Consider the following 21948-nt stretch of genomic DNA (forward strand, 5'->3'; position numbering starts at 1 on the left):
TCCTGTCACAGACCTTTGGCATATAATTCTGCAATAGCGGATGAAGTTGAACGATTAGCCTTAGGCTGATGCGTTAAATTTTCCCAAAGCGATCTTCTAACTAATAGATCTCTTTGGGTTCGGATTTTTCTTGCGCTTCTTTGTAGCGCAACACCTGCGATAGCATAGCTGGATTTTCGATCACTTTAGGCCTAAACTTTGTACTGTTCATATACGTTAAGATGGAGCTCAACAGCTGTCTTGCAACGGGCCTATCGGCTAGATCCGCCTCCAGATCAAACGAAGCGATCATCAGCTTGCCTGATCCTACCGTCCCTTCAAAAAGAGATGCTAATTTTCTATTATTGGCAAAGTTATCAATGAGTTCTACAACTGCATGTCCACCTTTGACCTGATCCGTAATCATCGTAGTCGATTTAATTTGGAGATCCCACCATTGCCAATCTGTATGATTATATGTTGGGAAATCGGCAAATACAGGATGTTTAGGGTCACAAAGCAAGCCCATTGTACCGGCCTGTTTTGGAAAATGTACCGGGCTCCAAAAAACAGGAACGAACTTCCCTTCAATACCGTTTATTTTCTTCCAATCGGGATTTAAAAGTACTTTTTTCCCTTCTTTCAGCAAGCGCATTGCTTCCCCCAATTCGCGCGTATAGCTGACTTCCCCAAAATTAACGGCTACCTTTTGAGGATACACCCAAATATTCCAATGGTTTTCGTACGAAGTACCCTCAAGTTTAAGTTGAATCGTCAATTTCTTCGCCTGTCTAATTGTTTGTAATGGTACTTCTAAATGCCCCACATTGCCTTGATGTCCCTTTCCAATGGTTGACTGAAAATGTCCCTGTGCGATTATTTTTCCTGCATCTTTCAGGAACCAACTAATCCCTTGATCCTTCAAAATCTCCTGTCCATAATTACTCACATCTATAGAAGCTTTGAACGTTTCATCGTTGGTATATACAGCTTTCGCAAACTGGAGCAAAGGCACTACTGGAGCGCTAAATTGGCGAAATTCTGCCGCTGAGAGAATATGTTTGCTGTCCCAAAAAGCATCTAATAAGCCCACCAATGCCGTTCCCTGACCAGGGAAATCGTGAAGATCAAGGAGCTGATAACCACTGATACCCGGTGTCTTCAATGCTCTTTCCATCTCCTCTTTGTACAGAATAGCTGCCAATTTTCCTGAGGACATCGTATATGCGCTGGCCTTATGCAATAATCCTTTTTGTTTTAGATCTTCTGCTACAGAAATGAAGTTTAACGGTTTTAAAACACCTTTATATTTTTTGATTTCGGCGAGATTGGGATAGACCGCATATTGTCCAATTTCGTGTGTCACGACCGGAATCGAAATTCCTTCCAAAGAATTGCTGTAGTTTTTATTGAATGTAGGTGCTTCGCTATTAAATACACCTTGTCCCCGTACCCAGCCCTTGGCTGTCCATTGGGTGATCAGATAATCATCATAGGGTTCTTCCTTCACACCATGCCCTTGCTGGAATGTAAAAGAAGTTGCCGTATAAAGATGCCGTTTGTCTTTTTCCTTTACGTATTTTACCAGAGCATTCAGCGCATTGAAATCACCACTCAACTCATTACCCATACTCCAAAAACAAAAGGACGGATGATTTCCATAAGTCTGCATTATTCGATCGGCCTCTTCATAGAGAAAATTCATCACTCCCTCATCTTTACCAAGATTATTCTCCCAGATTGGCAACTCAATTTGAAGATAGAATCCCAGTTCGTCAGCAACAGCAAAGGCCGCCTCAGGAGGACACCATGAATGAAACCTCAGATGATTTAACCCCCATTCGCGCGCTGTCACAAAGACTTTTCTCCAACCGGCTTTATCCATCGGCGGATGTCCCGTTAACGGAAAGATACTGCATTCCAATGTTCCCCTCAAAAATAAAGGCTCACCATTGACTTTTAGCATGGTCCCATCTGTAGAAAGCTCACGCATACCTATTGAGGTATTCAATGTTGATACGGCATTTATGGTTTTCAATTCCAGACTGATGTCGTACAAATGCGGTTAAAATTCGCTCCAAAGTTTCAGTTTGTCACCAAGAAGGTAGTTTAGATTGATCGCTGAATCCCCTGGCGACAGCTGAATGGCTCTTTCAACTGGTGGTAGGGACCCCATTTTGTCTTTTACCTTTATTTTCAGTTTCCCGACAACGGCCTTTGCAAGTCTATTACGGAGATTGATCTGCAGATTGATTTCCTTTTTCGCTAGATTAGAGCTCGCATACACAGACTTCAGACGCACCGCATCGTAGGCCTGAATAGCAATCTTTCCAAGAATGCCATTCCAAATAATTTGGGTGTGATCGGTATAAGCATGCGCCATATCATCAACGCTAATTGGAAGCTTCTTCCTGTTATCTATGCGGATTGTCAACCGATGCTTCTTTCCTGTTTTCAGTAGGGAACTTAAGTCAAACTCATGCGGACTGACAAGGCTACGTTGCTTTTGTACTACTGCTATCCCGTCGATCCAAACCATAGACTCCCAAAGAACACGCTCGAGGGTTAAGATCATCTCCTTACCTGCCCAACCTGCGGGGATTGAAAGTTCCCGTGTATACCATGCTGCCCCCACATAACGATGTGCTCGCGTTAGATGCGAAAGCTGAGGTTTGGCAAGAGCAGGTGTCAACGTATTTACGGTTCCTAAACTCGCATCATCAGTTGTTCCTGGTAATCTGATCGATGTTTCGAACGATTTACCGGCCCAACCATGCTCGATACCGACATCTTCGGGATCAAGCCGAACTTTCCACTCTCCTGCAAGATCAAGGCGATTTAGTCCATCTGCCCAGACCGTATAACTTTGAAATAGAACGACGAATACAATGATATAGCGATACATACTGAATTAATTCTTTAAAGAAGTTTCACCTAAGAAAGAATACATAATAGCCTGGCTCCCTTGGTGATTGGGATCCAACTGCTGGACTTGTGCTAAATAATGCATTGCCAAAGCACGATCTCCATTCCCCAAATACCCCAATCCCATGACATACAAACAATGTATTTTATTCTTATGATCCAGATCTTCCTCCCAAATATCCATATCAGGCAAGGAAACTGCAAAATAATCTATTTTAAAGGGCTTGTCAATAAATAACTTTCCATGATCTATTAAACATTGAAAACGTTGTTCAGCTCGCACTGGATCACCAAGCTCATGCCAAGCTAAACCTTGATAAAATATCTTATCTGGTTGTGGATCATTATAGAAAAGGGCCTGCTGGGGTTCATCAACACCTTCTGTTGCTTTATGGAAATAAACTTTAGCTTCTTCGTCCATACTCAATAAACGATAGACGAGTCCTTTATAATAGTGAACATCGTTTTCTTCCATTGTAATCAGCTTACCTTCACCAAGGTTATGTGGATAATAATCAAGCGCCTTTAGCAAGGAAAGCGCCTGCTGCAGTTCATTTTGCAGTATCGATTTTTTGGCCAATTCGAGCTGACATATCGTGTATTGACGAGAGACCTTACCTTCCCCTCCTTCCCAGGGCTTAAACTGCCGGGAAGCAAGCAACGTTTTCGCGCTCTCATATTCACCCAAGAGATTAAATAGGGTGATCCGCTCCAAAAATAGATCATCTCTAAGCGTCACCAAATCCGGATATCGATCGAGCAGGGCCAACCTTTCTTTGTAAGAGCGTCCCTCCTTCTTGTAGAGCTGATGAAGCTCCATGAGTAAACGTGCATCAGTTTCATCCAATGAAAATGCGCTCTCCAATAGGGGCACGGCTTCTTTCTTCTTATCTATCCGATTATAATAAGCTAAGGCCAAATTGCGAAAAACGGTAGGAAACTGTCCATCCAATTGGATAGCATGCTCCCAACAGTCAACAGCATCCTGATGCTGCCTTTTTCCATACCAAAGATTGCCCAAATAATACGAGGCTTTTGCGTCAGCACTATTTAAACCGATGGCATGTCGGAGAATTGCAATCTCTTCCAAACGATTTGGAAAACAATAGGTAGGATCCATAGTCATGGCCTGATCACAGTAACTCTTTGCCCTGTCGCGCAAGCCTAACTGGGTCGCAAAATAACCTAGTGTATAATATACCATAGGGTATACTAAGCTTACGTCTTCAATGGTTTTTTCCAGCAGTAACGATGCTTCTTCATACAGACCGGCATGCGCAAAATCCAATGCGTACTCAATCACACTATGAATATTTACACGCGCTAAATCGAGAATAGGAGAAAAAATGGATTCTTCTTTATTTAACAGGTACCATTCGAATCGACAGCCCATATTAAAGGGATCCAATTCCATTGATTCCTGAATAAATGCTAAAGCGGCATCTTTTACCCCAAGTTTTCTTAAAATAGAGGCCTTCAGCTGTCGTCCTTTGTGGTGATACCAGTTTCGGCTCAATGAGTGATCTATTTTTTCCAAAGCAGCTTTCCAATCGCCTCTCTTTGCATCAATTTGTGCCAAACCAAAATAGCCAGAGTCCTTCCAGGCTGCATTCCATGTTGCTTTGTAGAAAGCTGAATAAGCTCCATTCAAATCCCCAGATAGTTGCAGAGCTACACCTAGGTTGTAATAAGGTTCTCCATCATAAGGATTGGGATTACGCTCCGTAGCGCGTGCGATAGCGGTCTCAAAATAAGGAATAGACTCCTTTATCTTACCGCTTCGCAACAAGAAAACACCCATTGCATTATTACATCGGATATCGTTCGGTTCACGTCGCAGCGCTTCCTTATAATAATCCAATGGATTATAAGTTGCATGTCGGTACTGTTCCAAATGCTGTCCCGTCAAAAACAATTCTTCGATAGAACGAATATCTTCGGGTAGCAATGCTGCCTGTGCTGGTTTGGGTATGTCTTTAGCATCCTTTGCCTCCTCTTGCTGGTAGACCAATATTTCATGGTTATTTTTATCGTACACAGTCAATAGGAGTTCGGTTGGATCACTGTCCAATCCAGCAACACTTTGGGTATAAATATTCCGAGGAGCACAGTCCGTTTGTTCGTCCAAATAGATTTTACCTGCCATATTGCGTAACAAAATACGTATACCTTCATACGTCCCCGTTGTATATAAGACAATGTGAGCGGTCTGCTCCCTAACCTCCATATTGAGCACCACATCTTTTGTTGCATTTTTCACCTGTCCGACTTCTGCGTAAGGCATAAAATACTGAGACCAGGATTTCACTTCATAGGGTTGTAACCAAGCAAAATCAGGCTGATTATCGGTATATACACCGGCCATCAATTCTATGTACGGTCCATTTTCATCGGTCAAATTTCTATCCCAGGCGACACCAAAATCACCATTTCCCCAGGTCCACTGTTTTTTCCCGGGTGAAATGTGATGATCGGCCACATGCAACATCCCCGCATTGGTCTCACCGGCCTCATAGCCGCCAACGAAATTGTATTTCGATTGAATGGCCATATAGGATGTCGGAACAGGAATATTCTTGTATTGTGCTATATCAACACCAGCTGAGTAATCGTACTTGTAGTAGGTCCCCGTAGCAATCGGAAAAGAGGAAACCTCTCGCTTTCCATGATCAAAAACGGCATTGACATCGGGAGGGAAGACGGAAAAATAGTCATCATTCACAACAACAGCCGGATTGGCCCACCACAGAAAGGTTTGTGGCAATGCTGTCCGATTATATACCTGAACCTTAATCTCTAGATATGCTTTATCGGGATGCAAAGTAAATCCCTGCATGGCCTTCATCCGAAACATACGTTCGATTTCGTTGCACCAAACCGTAATGCTTCCATCGCTATTGTGTTCGATTAAATGCTCTGTTGGCATGAAAGTAGTCGGTCGATGATGCTGTGGCCAATTGAATTCAATCCCCCCCGAAATCCAAGGGCCAGTAAGCCCTACCAAAGCCGGCTTGATCACTTCATTATAATAAACAAAATGCCGTTCTCTGACTTTATCATAAGCCATATGAACCCGCCCACCTAAGGCTGGAAGAATCATTACCTTAATATATTCATTTTCAAGAAATAGCGCCTGATAGATCTTGTTTCGCTTCTGATCGCTAATTTTCTCTATGATTGGATAGGGATATACTACCCCTGAGCTACCTTGATATACGCGTTTTTCTGCAAATATGGGATTCTTCTCCATCGTTCCAATCTCGTATGTTGGAATAGCAACTTGCTCCTCCCATGCTTTTACGATCCCTTTTTGATCCACTGTTGATTTTATGAGGTAACGAGTCAATTCTGTCATTTTCTTAATACGCTAATAGGTTTATATAGGTCGAGTTGATTCAGTTGATTATCCGGGTGCCAATTATCCTTCCAGTTCTTGTTCAATTTCTTCTAAGCTTTTTCCTTTGGTCTCTTTCAATCGGCTCCATAGAAACAGACAACCGATAAAACAGACTCCACCATACAGCCAGAATGTACCAGCTGCTCCCAGGTTTTGATTCAGTAAAGGAAACGTATAGGTGAGCACAAAACATGCAATCCATAATAACGATGTTGCAATCGCCATGGCCTGCGCCCTTACAGCGGTAGGGAATATTTCGGCGATAATTACCCAAGTTACAGGAGCCAAGGTCATCGCATACACCGCAATTCCGGCCAGTACAAGGAGAAGCACAAAAATGCCGCTGCAATTGAAATAATAACATGCTCCTAAGGCAATATAAATCACAAAAAGGCCTGCTGATCCGAAAAGCATCAATGCGCGACGACCAATTCGATCAACCAGATACATGCCAATGAATGTAAAAATGACATTGATCACGCCAGTGATAATAATATTGAAAAGCATCCCCGAAACCGTATATCCAGCAGCTGTAAAGATTTCCTGGGCATAATTAAAAATAACATTAATCCCACACCACTGCTGAAAAACCGCAATAAAACTCCCTAGCAGTAGCAACCGCAGCAGTTTCCCCTGAAATAAATTTCTCTTTCGGGATTTAGCCTGACTTAGTTCAGCCGCCTCGGCAATAGAACGTATATTTTCTGCTGCATACTCCTCTCCACCCATGCGTAAAAACACACGTTTTGCCTGTTCGTGCTTCCCTTTTGTATATAACCAGCGCGGACTTTCAGGAATCAGGAAAAGTAGCAATAAAAAAATGACTGCCGGGATCGCTCCTGCCCAAAACATCCATCTCCACCCCTCTTGCGCATTCCAGGTTTCTAGCATAGATTCTCCGGCTAAAACCGGCTTTGCAATGAGCCAATTGACCACTTGTGCTGCAAGGATGCCCAGTACAATGGTCAACTGATTGATCGATACAAATTTCCCTCGACTTTCTGCAGGGGCGATCTCAGCAATATACATCGGTGCCAAATTGGAGGCTACACCAATACCTATCCCGCCCAAAATCCGATAGATAATAAAAGTGTCCAGTTCGGACGCCATACCGGTTCCCACTGCAGACATTATAAATAAAATTGCAGCAGTATAAATCAGCGGTTTTCTGCCATAGCGATCGGCCAATCCCCCCGAGAGTAGTACACCAACGAAGCTTCCCACAATCGCCGAAGACATGGCCCACCCCTGCAAGGCAGGATCGGACTCCAAATGAAAATAAGCCTCGTAAAATGGCTTTGCACCACCAATAACTACCCAATCATACCCAAATAGAAATCCACCGATAGCAGCCACAAAAGTGATCAATAGCAGATAGGTCGTCGCAGTCTTTTGCATAAGAGTTTACATATTTAGATTTACTTAGGTAAAATTAATGGAATACTTGGGGAGAATCATGTAAGTGAACACGATAAACATGTAAAATATTACTATTTTTATACGAATAACCAAAAATAAGCTCGATCTATGAAACAAAACCAAGATGTCATCGCTGAAGGATTCAAAGGAGAAAAGGCGATTGTCCTTCCCTATGCCGTATGCAATTACCTGACAGGCAACAACATCACATCAAAATTACACATCACACATATCGGCTATTATCCCAATGCTAAAAAACACTACCGTGATCGTCAAGAAGGATGTAAGGAATATATTCTGATTTATTGCGAAGATGGAAGCGGTTGGATAAAACAGGATGAAACAACGCACAACCTTAAAAGAAACGATATATACATTATCCCGAGAGATAGCGCTCATTGCTATGGAGCAAAATCAAATGATCCCTGGAGCATCTATTGGATTCATTTCGACGGCACAGATGCAGTTCTTTTTCAACATATCATGGGCGAAGTGATTCATATAGATGACGCGGATTCAAACAAACATGCCAACCGCATCCAGCTCTTCGAGAGCATCTACAAAAACCTGGAAATGGGGTATAGTCCAGAAAATTTGGAGTATACGAGTTTTTGCTTTCAATATTTTTTAGCGTCCATTCAATATCAGGCTCAGTTTAGAGAAGGTAACCGAATTCAAGTAGATAATATCATACAGGACATCATTATATTTATGAAAGACAATCTGGAAAACAATATCAACTTGGATGATATTTCAGCACATTTCAACTATTCCAAGTCACATCTTATTAACTTGTTCAAGCAGAAAACATCTTACCCACCCATGGTGTATTACAATCAACTCCGTATGCAAAGGGCTTGCTCCTATCTGCAATTTACCCTACTTAAGATTAAAGAAATCGCATTCAAACTCCATTTTTATGACCCCTTTCATTTTTCAAAAGCGTTTACACGGGAAATGAAAATGTCGCCACAGGAATATCGCAAAAAATATCAAAAATAATGTCGGTTAAAGCTTTCTGATTCAGATTCATGAGCCATCTTAACCAATGCCGCAAAACGATTGGCGCTCAATCCGAACCTCCTTTCTTGGTCTTATTTTACCTCTTCATCGATACTCAAACCTGACAATACACGGCAATATAGCATTTAGCGAAGTGCTGCGGTATTATTCAAAATTGGGTGTCCTTTTCGCTAAAAATGCGGAAACACCTTCTTTGAAATCTTCTGTTCCGAACAGATGTCCGAAAGCATCCATTTCCACCTTACTCCCGTTTTGTTGTTTATCTTCAGCAGCGTTAATAGCAGTAATAGCATTTGCCACTGCAACGCGAGAGCGCGTAAATATCTTATGGAGTATTTCCTCCGCACGGGCAATTAGTTTATCCTGTGCGATCACCTCATTGACCAATCCTAGTTCATAGGCTCGCTGCGCGTCAATCATATCACCCGTTAAAATCATTTGCATAGCCTGTCCTTTTCCGATCAACTTGGGTAAACGCTGCGTACCACCATAACCCGGAATCAGTCCCAAAGAAACCTCCGGTAGTCCCATTTTTGCATTGTCAGACGCTATACGAATATGGCAGGCTAAAGCCATCTCCAGCCCTCCGCCTAAAGCATACCCATTTATTGCAGCAATAACTGGCTTCGGAGAACCTTCAATAAGGTCCGAAAAAATAATATGTCCTCGTTCACTGAGCCACCGTGCTTGAATTACAGATAAATCCATAAATTCCTTAATGTCTGCCCCTGCAGCGAATGCTTTAAGCCCAGCGCCTGTCAGGATAATACCTCTTACGTGGTCATCGGCATTGAAATGCATGAAGATATCTTGCAATTCGTCAAGGGTTTCCTGATTCAACGCATTCAGCTGGGGTTCGCGATTAATGATAACATAGCCGATGCTATCTTTAATCACATAATTTAAATTTGAATATTGGACCATAATTGCTAAAAATTAAAATGTAAGGATGCTGTAAAGGTATCAGAAGGTATGCCTTCACCACCACTATAGCTTAATCTCTTTTTATACTCTAATCTAATCAATTTAAAGATATTATCCACCCCCACTAGCCCTTCTACATACGGTTTGTTACGCACTGCTTTTGTTTGGATAATACCATTTTTGTCCGCTTCAAACTGAATATTTTCGGGCGTTACAAAGGGGTTGTTGGCATCGCTTAACTTTCCATAAAAAGCCTTAAATCCCGTCACTTCACGCCATTTTAACCGCCTGAACAACGGAATTCTATTGAAAAAGAAACCATTCCAGTTATGGTAATAGGTCAGTTTCAAAAACTGGTCTGAAACAAATTCCGAGGTAGCCATCAAGTCAAAATTCACCAACGGTCCCTGCTTATCTCTATTGACGTCAGGGAGTTCCAGTAAGGTATAAGGCAGATGTTTCCCCCAAATTCTTCCTCCTGAAAATTCAAAATCCGCCTGCCCCGCTGGGGATAAAAATAGTCGTTTGAAAATGCTAAAGCGTAATGCATCATAACTATAGTCTGCGCCCCAAAATCCTTTCAGTCCTTTATTATATTGCAGGGTAAAAATGGGATATTTGTTTTCTACGGTTCCTCTGTCGAGATTATGATAAGTAAATTCTTCATTCGGAGCCCAACGTAAAATCAGCTGTAGGTCATTTGTATTGACTTGTCGGACAGTATCAGGTAAAGGTAGGCTATTAATATAAAACAAGTCAGCGCGCGGTTGTCTGCGAGTATGCGTAAACGCCGTACCTACGCTAACATGGTTCCCAAATTCGATCAGATGATCGATACGATAGATATCATTAAATTGCCATTTATTAGGCCTGTTTTTCCCAAAAGAACGGAAGAAACCATCCCCTTTTAAAAAACCCAAACCTCGCCCCGGTTCCATGACGTCATGCTGTACTGTAAAGCGTAAATAATTTGCCGGAAACTGAACAATACGTTCTCCATTTAAAGTAAATGCCGTACTCAGGTAGTACTTTAGCTCTTTGTCCTTATCGCCATAGGCTGTGTATCCTTCAATGTAGGCTTTTTCCGAAAATAAACGCGTCGTCCGACCACTCAGGCGCACACGATTCCCCTCGTAATTATTGCGGCTATAAAGATATTCCAGTGGACCAAATTCAACTTTCCCGGCATTATAATATCCCTTTGCTAACAAATAACCCAATGCGACCAACTGATTAAAAGAACGCATATTCTGTACCGAATCAACCTTTTGATAGGCTCCTAATTCAGCATGGCTTAACGGAGTTGGTCTAACCCCTACAATGGGCACCTGCGGTGCGGACTGGAGGAGATACCTCTTTTCAACTGGTACACCAGCAAAATTCTCATTCGAAATAGAATCTGTGCGATGTCCCAAGTATTGGGTTTCCCTGCGTCCATACAATACATCTGACTTGCTCCCACCAAATAACATTTTTAGATCTGCACGAACAGGGAGCATGCTACCATTTTTAAATTCACTATAGCTAAGATCTATTTGCACGTCATTAATCCAATTGATATTTGCAGAACGTCCGATATTCAAAGTCGCGCGATGAACAGCATACCTTGTATCATCTGAGATCAGAAGATCACCGTAGAAGAGCAGATCAATAGCCGATTTACCTTCAAAATGGAGCTCAATATAATCCTTGCCTTCAATCTTGACCGTATCTTGAATTTTGTACCTATAAAACGCTGTAGCACCTGCAGCAATTGGGCTCAAGACTCCTTTGTTTGTGATCTGAATTGTATTATCATAAAGATCAACATCACGGAGTATCGTTTGAAACCGCGTCTGCCAATTGTCATTGTTAAAAAAGCGTGGATTTAATTCGGTCTGGTTGTGGCTGATGACAATCTTCTTACTACGATCTGGATTATGGGATGAATAGACATTTGCATAGTTTTCTTCCAAATAAAAGGGTGCAATGGTTTGCCCCCGAAAAGCGGTAGAATCTATATTTTCAAAGAGGAATCGGAATGGTTTCGGAAATTTCTTCGCTTTATCTTCAGGATTGACAAAACCAAACTGCGTCTTTTCATACTCATCAAAACGAATTTCAGGTATGCGGGTGTAATGATTTTGTGGTCGATGTGCAATAACCTGTTCAATCAGTGCTATAGCAGGATCTTTGGTTTTTTTGTTTTTTCGATTGACCACGACCTCCTCTAATGTGTTATTTGAGGCAATTAAGTGCACGGTCAGCATTGAATCCTGTAAACGACGAACATCCACCGTACGCCGCTCATACCCCACCGCTCCAAAGACAAGCTGTCTGTATTTCTTGATATCCAGAATCTTAAAAAACCCAAGGGTATCGCTGCTACCACCGCTATCTCCATCAAGCCAGTTAATTGAAACCCTTGAAATACCCTTGCCTGTTTGTGCATCAATGACCTTTCCACGAATAAAGTCCTGTGCAATTACTTTTCCACCCATATAGAAGAATAGTAACACACTTAAAACACGAATCGAAAAAGATTTAACACACACTTTAAACGCCATCTGCAATTTGATAGGATTTCTTTTTTACAATATACAATTTGTATGCAAGAGTTATACCAATAAAAATAAAAAAAGCACAGCGAAATCGCCATGCTCTAATAAACAACAAGTATTTTAACAGAAACTTTATATTAATTTTAAAAGGCAGTCTGGATATACCCCAATTAAGATTGTAAGCGCTACGGCAAGGAATAACACAAATGAATAATTCCACTGTACATTGACACAGGATTCGTCACTGTCTCTAAAGTACATCGCAACAACAACCTTCAAGTAGTAATACACTGCAATTCCTGCATTGATTACAGCCAATACAAGCAAAACAATATGATAATTTTCCATAACAGAAGAAAACATCATAAACTTACCGATAAATCCAGCTGTCAGTGGTATACCCGCAAGAGAAAGCATTGCTATCGTGATGGCAAATGCTAGCAAAGGATTTCGTTTGCCCAGGCCATTGAAAGCTTCAAAATGTTCAGAACCGGTCGTTTTCTTGACTAGGATCAATCCTGTAAAAGCAACAATGGTGGCTAGAGAGTAGGCAAGGCCATAAGCAAAGATACTATTAGCCGAGGTAGCCCCAACTGCTACAATCGCAAATAACATATACCCGGCATGCGAAACGCTCGAATAAGCAAGCATACGTTTGAAGGAAGACTGCATTAATGCAGAAATATTTCCAACAAATAAGGTGAGAATGGCGATCACTAAGAAAACCGGCGTCCAAAAATCTTGTAAAGGCAATAGACTATAACTGAATAAACGTAACAATCCAGCAAAAGAAGCAACTTTAACCACGGTGCTCATATAACTCGTAATCAATATCGGAGCCCCATCATAAACATCTGGTGTCCAAAAATGAAATGGAACAGCGCCCACTTTGAACGTCAGTCCTACAATGAGAAGCAATATACCCCCATAAAACAACGGTGAAATTGCCTGCGGGTTATTGACAACATAGTCTTTGATTTCACTTAAATCAAATGATCCTGTGGCACCGTACAAAAGGGCAATACCAAACAATAGAAAGCCCGTAGAGAAAGCCCCCATCAAAAAGTACTTCAATGCAGCTTCATTTGATGCTTTGTCTCTTTTACGTATACCGACCAAAATGTAAAGCGCTACAGACATAATTTCAATACCTAAAAAAAGCATTGAAAAATTATGATAACTATTCACAAGAACAGCACCTGTGAGGGAGAAAATTAATAAGGAATAATATTCCGCAATTTGTCCCTCCTCATCAAAATATCCCTTTGAGATAACAAAAATGCACAAGGTAACTGCGATACATAAGATTGAGAAGGCAATAGCAAAATGATCAAAATGAACCATCCCACTATAGAGCGGTCCTCTGGTCGAAGTCCAATCATTCCATAAAAAACCAATAGCGACCAAGAAGCCAAGAATAGAAACAGGCAGTAGCATAGATTTCATCTTGAATAAACCAAGATAAAGGACGACTAATGCTAATATCGAAAGTGTAATTATTGCACCCATACAATTAAATATATCTATTATCTGCCTAAAAATGTACTTAAAACTTCCACGGAACCTGCAGAAAGGTTCAATAGGAAATTAGGAAATATACCAATATAAAGGATCAAGACGGAGACGACTGTCAATACAATAAGTTCCGTTCCTTTTACATCTTCAAATTGTACAGTTTTTTCGGTCGTTTCCCCCAACATCGTTCCTTGGTAAAGCCTAAGGATATAAACTGCGCCCAGAATTAAGGTTAGACCCGCGAAAACAGCAAACCAAAATCCATACTGAAAAACGCCTTTCAATAATAAAAACTCACCAATGAATCCATTCGTTAATGGTAAACCCACTGCCCCCATACAAATAATCATAAAGAAGATGGCCAAACGAGGCGCCTTGCTTGCTATTCCGCCAAGCGCTGTGAGACTACGTGTCTGTGTGCGCTGCTGTATAATATCCAACACATAAAAAAGCCCGATCACAGAAATACCGTGATTTAACATTTGAATAGTTGCTCCACTCAGGCCATTCGTATTCCATGTGAAGACACCGGCACTAATTAAGCCAACGTGGGCTATTGACGAATACGCGATCAATCGCTTCACATCGTCCTGTTTAATTGCGATAATGGAAGCATAAACGATCCCAATAACGCATAAGATCATTGCAAAATGCCCATACAGCGCAACACCATTTGGTGCGATAGGCAATAGCCAACGCATTAAACCGTAAACCCCCATTTTGAGCATGATACCTGCCAACAACATCGTGCCTGCCGCTGGCGCATTTGTATACGTATTGGGTTGCCAAGTATGAAAAGGAAAAATTGGTATTTTGATGGCGAAAGCGACAAAAAATGCCCAAAATAACCACCGCTGCGTATTTTCTCCCAAATCTAAGGCAATAAATGAGGTCCATTCAAAATCACGGTTGGGCACTTGTTGATAGAGATAAAGAATACCGATCAACATCAAAAGGCTACCCAAAAAAGTATAAATAAAAAATTTCAAATTTACGCGAATACGATCTCCTTCACCCCAAAGCGCGCAAATAAAATAAATCGGTATCAAGGCAATCTCCCAACCCACATAAAAAGTAAAAGCATCCAGGGCCATAAATACGAGCAATAAGCCCGCTTGCATAAAAGCCATTAATGCATAAAAGTTTCCTTTATACTCCTTCTTAAAGGTTGTAGCAATGATTAAAGGCATCAATCCATTTGTCAATAAGATCAACGGCAAGCTAATTCCATCAACGCCGATATGAAAATGAATATGCAACGAAGAAATCCATAGCCAATTTTGTTCAAATTGCATTCCGCCATTTGCGTCGAAAGTACAGAGGAACGGAATAGTCAAAGCCAAAGACAGTAATGATAAAATCAAGGCAATAGACTTTGCAGCATTGGTCTTTAAGAACGTTAGAATCAATGCGCTTATTAACGGCAATAAAATAAGTAAAAACAAGTTATCCATCGATTACACCAAAATTAAAGACTCAACAATCCATAGATGAAAATGGCAATCACCCCAATTACCATCATCAATAAATAAAAACCAACATTACCATTCTGGAGCAAACGCAATACCTTTCCCGTATCAAATGTTGCCTTACCGGCCCCATTAACAACACCGTCAATACCACGTTGATCCACGACATTTCCGAAGAAAGCCGAGAGCCAATTGATGGGACGTACAATGATGCTATCATAGAGCTCATCCACGTAAAACTTATGGTAAGAAAGATTGCCCAAGAAACCACGCGTACCTTCGCCCTCTTCCTGTAGCTGTTGTCGTTTAACGTATTTATGAAAAGCCAAAGCAACCATAATCAATACTCCAACAACAGAAATGCCCATGAGTAAATATTCCGTACTATGTTCCAAATGATGAGTTGCAGGCATTATCGCTTTTCCCTCTGAAAACACTGGCGTCAGGAAATCCTCAAGCCAATGGTTACCACCCAAAACAGCTGGTAAATTGATCACTCCTCCGATCACAGAAAGTATAGCCAATACAATGAGTGGCACTGTCATACTCTTTGGAGATTCATGCAAATGATGCTTTTGCTCTTCCGTACCACGGAATGTTCCAGAAAAGGTCATAAACAACATCCTGAACATATAGAAAGCCGTCATTAATGCACCAATAAAACCTAAACCCCATAAAACTGGACTCGCAGCAAATGCCCCGGCCAATATTTCGTCTTTGGAAAAGAAGCCGGAGAAGGGTGGAATTCCTGCAATCGCGATTGTCCCCATCAACATCGTCAGATAAGTAATAGGCATTGCTTTCTTCAAACCTCCCATTTTTCGCATATCCTGTTCTTCACTCATACCGTGTATAACAGATCCCGCCCCCAGGAATAGTAAGGCTTTGAAAAAGGCATGCGTCAATACATGGAAAAACGCTCCCGTAAATGCTCCGACACCAAGGCCAAGAAACATATAGCCCAATTGTGAAACGGTGGAATAAGCCAATACTTTCTTAATATCATTTTGTGTCAATGCTATTGCAGCAGCCAATAGGGCTGTACAAATAGCGATCACAGAAATGAGCTGCAAGGTAAACGGTGAAAGGATAAACAGTACATTGGAACGTGCAATCATATAGATACCGGCCGTAACCATCGTTGCCGCATGAATCAGGGCCGAGACGGGGGTTGGGCCAGCCATGGCATCTGGCAACCAAGTAAACAAAGGTATCTGCGCCGATTTACCTGTTGCAGCAATAAACAACAAAATGGTAATGCTAACGACTGTGATATCACCAACAGCAAAATTCTTGGCCGCAGGAAATACAGTTGAAAATTCTAAGGATCCAAAAGTTCCAAGGATTAAAAATACCGCAAGTAGAAAACCTAAATCACCTATTCTATTCATCACAAATGCTTTTTTTGCCGCATTCGCATACGAACTATTCTTATACCAAAAGCCGATCAATAAATAAGAACATAGCCCTACACCTTCCCAGCCAATGAACATGACCAGGTAATTGGATCCCAATACCAATAGCAACATAAAAAAGATAAAGAGATTCAAATAGGCGAAGAACTTACCAAATCCATGATCATGATGCATATAACCAATCGAATAGACATGGATAAGGAAACCAATCCCTGTAACGATCAGGAGCATGATGGCACTTAGTGGGTCTACCAAAAAGGACAGACCGATCTTGAGATTGCCCACCGCAATCCAGTCAAATACATGTTGTTCTATAATACCTGCTTGTCCAGCTTGCCTCGCTTGGTAGACTTCGGAGAAAAGAATACAGCTGCATACAAAAGAAATAAGCACTACAGCGCTGCCAACAGCACCTATCATACCTTTGGAGAAGGCATTCCTACCCAATCCGTTCACAATAAACCCGATTAAGGGCAAAAGGGGAATCAACCAAACTAATTCACTCATCGTATTTATTTCTAAGTTCTACCAACGAAGTTTATTTAAGGAATCGATATCCACAGACTTCGTATTCCGATATACCATAATAATAATCGCTAGGCCTACGGCAACTTCTGCCGCTGCCAATGCCATGATAAAGAAGACGAAGACCTGTCCTGACGAATCGCCATGCTGCACTGAAAAAGCAGCTAAAAGAAGATTCACCGCATTCAGCATCAATTCAATAGACATCATAATAATAATGACGTTACGGCGAATAAGAACACCGATAACACCAATAACGAAAATAATCGCACAAAAAATCAGATAATGATTTATTGGCACCCCCTGCAACTGTTGAACAACTGTTTCCATTAGATTTGTTTAGGTTCTTTCTTAGCTAATAATATTGCTCCAATCATTGCTGTCAATAACAATAATGATGATAACTCAAAAGGAAGCAAAAATTCGTTAAACAACACCTTACCCAGATTCTTAACCAACCCTATTTCCGGATTAACAACAGTTAAGGGATTAGAAATGTCAAATACGCGGTATACACCGAAGAAAGTCACCAATAGGCAACAACCGGCGATAGCACCCATAAACTTAACCAGATTGGATTTCATGGGTTCGGTATCCTTGTTCAGGTTGAGCAGCATCAGTACAAATAAAAACAACACCATGATGGCTCCCATATATACGATGAAATTCACCACAGCCAAAAACTGTGCATTCAAAAGAATATAATGTATTGTAAACGTAAAAAACGTAATGACCAGATACAGTACACTGTGTACAGGATTTTTTGTAAAAATGGTCAGCAGCGCAAAGAAAATAGACAAGAAGGCTACAAAATAAAATACTGTCATAATTTCCTGGTTTAGCTCTTTAATTTGGTAATATCAAAAGTTGGTTCTACCAATTTATCTTTTCCATAGATAAAATCCTTACGTAGGTAATCTGCTGTCACATGCGGTCCATCCAGATAAATCGCTTCTTTAGGACAGGCCTCTTCACATAGACCACAGAAAATACAACGCAACATATTGATTTCATATACCGACGCATACTTTTCCTCTCGATAAAGATTCTCTTCACCTTTTTTCCGCTCGGCGGCAGTCATTGTAATCGCCTCTGCCGGGCAGGACAAAGCACATAATCCACAGGCTGTACAGCGCTCACGCCCTTCCTCATCACGTTTGAGCGAGTGCTGCCCCCTGAAGTTTTTCGAATAAGGTCTTATTTCCTCCGGATATTTAATGGTTGGAATTTTCTTAAAAAAATGCCTTAATGTAATGCGCAAACCTTTGATAATAGCCGGAAAGTATATTCTTTCCGAAAATGTCATCGGTTTTTGTTCAATTACTTTTTTACGATTGGTTAGTTGCATAAAAAGTCCTTTCTTATGAGAAATAAGTATCTTTAATCAATGTAAATACACCTGTGAGTACAATATTGGCAATTGCCAATGGAATCAGCATCTTCCAGCCCAGATTCATCAATTGATCGTAGCGGAAACGTGGTAAAGTCCAACGGACCCACATAAAGAAAAAGATAAACAGCAATATTTTAATGAAGAATACCACTACCCCGATGATCGTGATCATATTGGCCGACAATCCCAGATCATTCATAAAGGGGAAATTATAACCGCCAAAATAAAGTGATGCCATCAATGCAGAGGAAACGAACATGTTAATATATTCGGAAAACATATAGAGTCCCAATTTCATGGAGGAGTACTCCGTATGGTAACCACCGACAAGCTCTGTCTCACATTCCGGTAAATCGAAAGGAACCCGATTACATTCGGCAAAAGCACAGACCATAAAAATGATAAACCCTAGCGGCTGCGCCCAGATATTCCAATTGACAAAACCCGACTGCTGCGCAACGATTTCCTTTAAGGAGAGACTTTGTGTCACCATCAATAAAGCGATAATTGACAATCCCATGGCGATCTCATAACTGATGCTCTGCGACGCAGCGCGAATAGCACCCATAAGTGAGAATTTATTATTGGAAGCCCAGCCGCCCAACATAATACCATATACACCTAATGCGATCACACCAAACATATACAATATCCCAACATTAACATCGGCCACCTGCAAGGAAACGACCCGTCCCCCAATTTGCAATTCCTGTCCCCAAGGGATAACCGCCGAGCTAATACAGGCCGTAATAATGGCAATAGTAGGCCCTAAAATAAAAAGTACCTTGTGTGCCCCTGCAGGGATAATTTCCTCCTTAAAGAAGAATTTACCACCGTCACAAAGCGGTTGCAAGATACCAAAGAGACCAGCCCGGTCAGGACCATATCGATCCTGCATAAAACCTGCAATTTTACGCTCAGCAAGTGTCGAATACATCGCAATCACCAGGGTGACAACAAAAATAACAGACACCAGTATTAATTTTTCTATGACAAAAGACCACTCCATGTTTGTGATTATTTCAATTTTTCCGTTCTAGCTAACTGTTCCCGATTTTGTTCCTGCAATATTGGATTTTCTTTAATGACTTTTGGCGGATTAAATAACTCGTAGTGATTGGCAGAAATAACAGAATGTGGATCTATTTCTGTTGGTTCCTCCAAAATCCAATCGCTTGTTTTTTTCTGATCAAAGCGGCAGGTATTACAGATAAATTCTTCCACTTCACCAAACTCATCCTTTCGAGCAGTTACCCGAATGACTTCTTCTCCCTTATACCATAAGGTTACTTTACCTGAACATGTCGGACAATCGCGATGTGCATCGACAGGCTTTGTAAACCATACCCTGTTCTTGAAACGGAAGGTTTTATCCGTCAAAGCTCCCACAGGACAAACATCAATAACATTTCCGGAGAAATCATTGTTGATGACATTCTCAATATAAGTCGATATTTCGGCGTGATCTCCTCTTCCTAGGATACCATGTACACGTTGGTCGGTCAACTGATTGGCGACATAAACACAACGGTAACATAGGATACAACGGTTCATATGCAATTGGATCTTATCGCCCAGATCAATTCGTTCGAAGGTACGACGATCGAATTCGTAGCGTGTATTAGCGCTGCCGTGTTCATACCCAAGATCCTGCAATTTACATTCACCAGCCTGATCGCAGATTGGACAATCCAAGGGATGATTGATCAATAAGATTTCAACAACACCTTTTCTTGCTTCCACCACCTCTGGCGAAGTAATATTTTGTACTTCCATACCGTCCATCACCGTCGTACGACAAGAAGCCACCAATTTTGGCATCGGCCTCGGATCTTTTTCAGATCCCTTGGAGACTTTGACCAAACAGGTACGGCATTTACCGCCACTTCCCTCCAGTTTGGAGTAGTAACACATTGCCGGAGGGACTATATCTCCACCGATCTTTCTCGCTGCATTTAATATGCTTGTCCCAGGAGCAACCTCTACCGGTATACCATCGATGGTGACCTTAAACTTTACATCTTCCGCTTCTGCCATGATATAATTAATTTATCGTTACAGCTTCTATTATGATACTATTGGTTGTAAAGGATCAGCATAATGTGCCAGTCCATAATTCCGTGTTTGTGACTCTTCCGGATGAAGAATATGCCATTCAAATTCATCCCTAAAATGTCTTATTGCTGCTGCCACAGGCCATGCTGCCGCATCCCCTAATGGACAAATTGTATTCCCTTCAATTTTTCGCTGCACATCCCACAGCAAATCAATGTCTGACATCGAGCCGTGACCGCTCTCGATCTTATGCAGCACCTTCTCCATCCAACCCGTTCCTTCACGACAAGGCGAACACTGCCCACAGCTTTCATGATGATAAAAACGTGCAAAATTCCAGGTATTACGCACCACGCACTGATCCTCATCAAATACGATGAAACCACCCGACCCGAGCATTGTCCCTGTTTGGAAACCACCATCCGCCAATGACTCATAAGTCATCAACCGGCTATTTCCTGCCGCAGTTTTCAAGATCAAGTTAGCGGGTAGGATTGGAACCGAAGAGCCTCCAGCTACGACAGCTTTCATTCGTTTCCCATTGGCAATACCACCACAATATTCATCCGAGTAAATAAACTCTTCCACAGGCAGACCGAGTTCGATCTCATAGACCCCTGGTTTTACAATATTTCCGCTAGCGGAAATTAATTTTGTCCCGGTACTACGCTCCACGCCGATTTTAGCATATTCTTCACCGCCCAAATTGATAATGGGCACTGTGGTCGCAATAGACTCCACATTATTCACCACTGTCGGGCAGTTATATAAACCTGCTATCGCTGGAAAAGGCGGTTTAATACGCGGATTACCCCGTTTACCTTCTAAAGATTCTAATAAAGCTGTTTCCTCACCACAGATATACGCTCCACCTCCCGGCTGAACATAAATCTCCAGATCATAGCCCGAGCCTAAAATATTTTTACCCAAAAAACCTTTTTCCTTGGCTTCAGCAATGGCCCGCTCCAGAATTCTTATTTGCGGCATCATCTCTCCACGCACATAGATATACGATGTATGAGCTCCTAAGGCGAAGCTGGATACAATCATTCCCTCAATGAGCGCATGTGGGATGTGCGTCATCAAATAACGGTCTTTGAATGTTCCTGGTTCAGACTCGTCGGCATTACAGACCAAATAGCGTGGCACCCCTTCAGGTTTAGCCAAAAAGGACCATTTCATGCCCGTAGGAAAACCAGCTCCCCCACGTCCACGTAATCCAGACTTCTTAACCTCTTCAACAACATCCTCAGGAGACATTGTCTTTACTACTTTTTCAACAGCAACATAACCACCTTTTTGTCGATAGACCTCAAAGGTATTGATGCCAGGAACATCGATATGAGTCAACAAAAGTTTACGTGCCATA

Annotated in this window: 16 protein-coding genes; 1 reads left to right on the plus strand and 15 read right to left on the minus strand. The window is 41.6% G+C overall.

Annotated features, from left to right (window positions below; translation table 11 throughout):
* Positions 1-100: 100 nt before the first annotated feature.
* The 4 genes from B4Z47_RS14500 to B4Z47_RS14515 all read right to left on the minus strand — a co-directional run bounded on the left by B4Z47_RS14500 (position 101) and on the right by B4Z47_RS14515 (position 7699).
* Positions 101-2038: a glycoside hydrolase family 2 TIM barrel-domain containing protein gene (locus tag B4Z47_RS14500; protein ID WP_286727430.1), complete on the minus strand. Its 1938-nt coding sequence runs from the start codon at positions 2036-2038 to the stop codon at positions 101-103.
* 6 nt (positions 2039-2044) lie between these two features.
* Positions 2045-2884: a sugar-binding domain-containing protein gene (locus tag B4Z47_RS14505; protein WP_286727431.1), complete on the minus strand. Its 840-nt coding sequence runs from the start codon at positions 2882-2884 to the stop codon at positions 2045-2047.
* Positions 2885-2890: 6 nt separating this feature from the next.
* Positions 2891-6259 carry a tetratricopeptide repeat protein gene (locus tag B4Z47_RS14510; RefSeq protein ID WP_070561003.1) on the minus strand — a complete coding sequence of 1123 codons (3369 nt, stop codon included), beginning with the start codon at positions 6257-6259 and terminating at the stop codon, positions 2891-2893.
* 63 nt (positions 6260-6322) lie between these two features.
* Entirely contained in the window at positions 6323-7699 is a 1377-nt protein-coding gene (locus B4Z47_RS14515) for a sugar porter family MFS transporter (RefSeq protein ID WP_070561001.1), read from the minus strand.
* Positions 7700-7828: 129 nt separating this feature from the next.
* Here B4Z47_RS14515 and B4Z47_RS14520 point away from each other — a divergent pair, with 129 nt between their 5' ends.
* Positions 7829-8722 carry an AraC family transcriptional regulator gene (locus B4Z47_RS14520; RefSeq protein WP_070560999.1) on the plus strand — a complete coding sequence of 298 codons (894 nt, stop codon included), beginning with the start codon at positions 7829-7831 and terminating at the stop codon, positions 8720-8722.
* Between the two features lie 165 nt (positions 8723-8887).
* Here B4Z47_RS14520 and B4Z47_RS14525 read toward each other — a convergent pair whose 3' ends face one another.
* From B4Z47_RS14525 to nuoF, 11 genes are all read right to left on the minus strand, one after another.
* Positions 8888-9640, minus strand: a complete 753-nt coding sequence (locus B4Z47_RS14525; RefSeq protein WP_312129259.1) for an enoyl-CoA hydratase/isomerase family protein — start codon at positions 9638-9640, stop codon at positions 8888-8890.
* 32 nt (positions 9641-9672) lie between these two features.
* Positions 9673-12147, minus strand: coding sequence for a DUF5686 family protein (locus B4Z47_RS14530; protein ID WP_070560995.1), 2475 nt, complete (start codon positions 12145-12147; stop codon positions 9673-9675).
* Positions 12148-12339: 192 nt separating this feature from the next.
* Positions 12340-13716, minus strand: coding sequence for an NADH-quinone oxidoreductase subunit N (locus tag B4Z47_RS14535; protein ID WP_070560993.1), 1377 nt, complete (start codon positions 13714-13716; stop codon positions 12340-12342).
* A 17-nt stretch (positions 13717-13733) separates the two neighbouring features.
* On the minus strand, positions 13734-15176 hold the full coding sequence (locus B4Z47_RS14540) for a complex I subunit 4 family protein (RefSeq protein WP_070560991.1): 1443 nt from the start codon (positions 15174-15176) through the stop codon (positions 13734-13736).
* Between the two features lie 14 nt (positions 15177-15190).
* Positions 15191-17113: an NADH-quinone oxidoreductase subunit L gene (gene nuoL / locus B4Z47_RS14545; protein ID WP_070560989.1), complete on the minus strand. Its 1923-nt coding sequence runs from the start codon at positions 17111-17113 to the stop codon at positions 15191-15193.
* 18 nt (positions 17114-17131) lie between these two features.
* The gene (gene nuoK / locus B4Z47_RS14550) at positions 17132-17461 is read right to left on the minus strand and encodes an NADH-quinone oxidoreductase subunit NuoK (RefSeq protein ID WP_046673084.1); all 330 of its coding nucleotides are present in this window, start codon (positions 17459-17461) and stop codon (positions 17132-17134) included.
* Complete coding sequence (locus B4Z47_RS14555) at positions 17461-17958, minus strand: NADH-quinone oxidoreductase subunit J (RefSeq protein ID WP_070560985.1); 498 nt, start codon at positions 17956-17958, stop codon at positions 17461-17463. The genes nuoK and B4Z47_RS14555 overlap by 1 nt, the downstream gene beginning before the upstream one ends.
* Positions 17959-17969: 11 nt before the next feature.
* On the minus strand, positions 17970-18479 hold the full coding sequence (locus B4Z47_RS14560; RefSeq protein ID WP_070560982.1) for a NuoI/complex I 23 kDa subunit family protein: 510 nt from the start codon (positions 18477-18479) through the stop codon (positions 17970-17972).
* 13 nt (positions 18480-18492) lie between these two features.
* A complete protein-coding gene (nuoH, locus tag B4Z47_RS14565; RefSeq protein WP_070560980.1) occupies positions 18493-19533 on the minus strand; it encodes an NADH-quinone oxidoreductase subunit NuoH in 1041 nt (346 codons plus the stop codon).
* An 8-nt stretch (positions 19534-19541) separates the two neighbouring features.
* Positions 19542-20561, minus strand: coding sequence for a 2Fe-2S iron-sulfur cluster-binding protein (locus tag B4Z47_RS14570; RefSeq protein WP_070560978.1), 1020 nt, complete (start codon positions 20559-20561; stop codon positions 19542-19544).
* Positions 20562-20591: 30 nt separating this feature from the next.
* Positions 20592-21947: an NADH-quinone oxidoreductase subunit NuoF gene (gene nuoF / locus B4Z47_RS14575; RefSeq protein WP_070560976.1), complete on the minus strand. Its 1356-nt coding sequence runs from the start codon at positions 21945-21947 to the stop codon at positions 20592-20594.
* Between the last annotated feature and the right edge of the window lies 1 nt (position 21948).

This window comes from Sphingobacterium sp. UBA2610 (assembly GCF_002339225.1).
In the GTDB taxonomy this organism is placed as follows: Bacteria; Bacteroidota; Bacteroidia; order Sphingobacteriales; family Sphingobacteriaceae; genus Sphingobacterium; species Sphingobacterium multivorum.

Bases quoted from the DNA above. Each gene is read 5' to 3' on its own strand.
- B4Z47_RS14515 (WP_070561001.1), bottom strand. From the start codon at position 7,699: ATGCAAAAGACTGCGACGACCTATCTGCTATTGATCACTTTTGTGGCT.
- B4Z47_RS14535 (WP_070560993.1), bottom strand. From the start codon at position 13,716: ATGGGTGCAATAATTACACTTTCGATATTAGCATTAGTCGTCCTTTAT.
- B4Z47_RS14530 (WP_070560995.1), bottom strand. From the start codon at position 12,147: ATGGGTGGAAAAGTAATTGCACAGGACTTTATTCGTGGAAAGGTCATT.
- B4Z47_RS14520 (WP_070560999.1), top strand. From the start codon at position 7,829: ATGAAACAAAACCAAGATGTCATCGCTGAAGGATTCAAAGGAGAAAAG.
- B4Z47_RS14570 (WP_070560978.1), bottom strand. From the start codon at position 20,561: ATGGCAGAAGCGGAAGATGTAAAGTTTAAGGTCACCATCGATGGTATA.
- B4Z47_RS14510 (WP_070561003.1), bottom strand. From the start codon at position 6,259: ATGACAGAATTGACTCGTTACCTCATAAAATCAACAGTGGATCAAAAA.
- B4Z47_RS14560 (WP_070560982.1), bottom strand. From the start codon at position 18,479: ATGCAACTAACCAATCGTAAAAAAGTAATTGAACAAAAACCGATGACA.
- nuoL (WP_070560989.1), bottom strand. From the start codon at position 17,113: ATGAGTGAATTAGTTTGGTTGATTCCCCTTTTGCCCTTAATCGGGTTT.
- B4Z47_RS14540 (WP_070560991.1), bottom strand. From the start codon at position 15,176: ATGGATAACTTGTTTTTACTTATTTTATTGCCGTTAATAAGCGCATTG.
- nuoK (WP_046673084.1), bottom strand. From the start codon at position 17,461: ATGGAAACAGTTGTTCAACAGTTGCAGGGGGTGCCAATAAATCATTAT.
- nuoF (WP_070560976.1), bottom strand. From the start codon at position 21,947: ATGGCACGTAAACTTTTGTTGACTCATATCGATGTTCCTGGCATCAAT.
- B4Z47_RS14505 (WP_286727431.1), bottom strand. From the start codon at position 2,884: ATGTATCGCTATATCATTGTATTCGTCGTTCTATTTCAAAGTTATACG.
- B4Z47_RS14555 (WP_070560985.1), bottom strand. From the start codon at position 17,958: ATGACAGTATTTTATTTTGTAGCCTTCTTGTCTATTTTCTTTGCGCTG.
- nuoH (WP_070560980.1), bottom strand. From the start codon at position 19,533: ATGGAGTGGTCTTTTGTCATAGAAAAATTAATACTGGTGTCTGTTATT.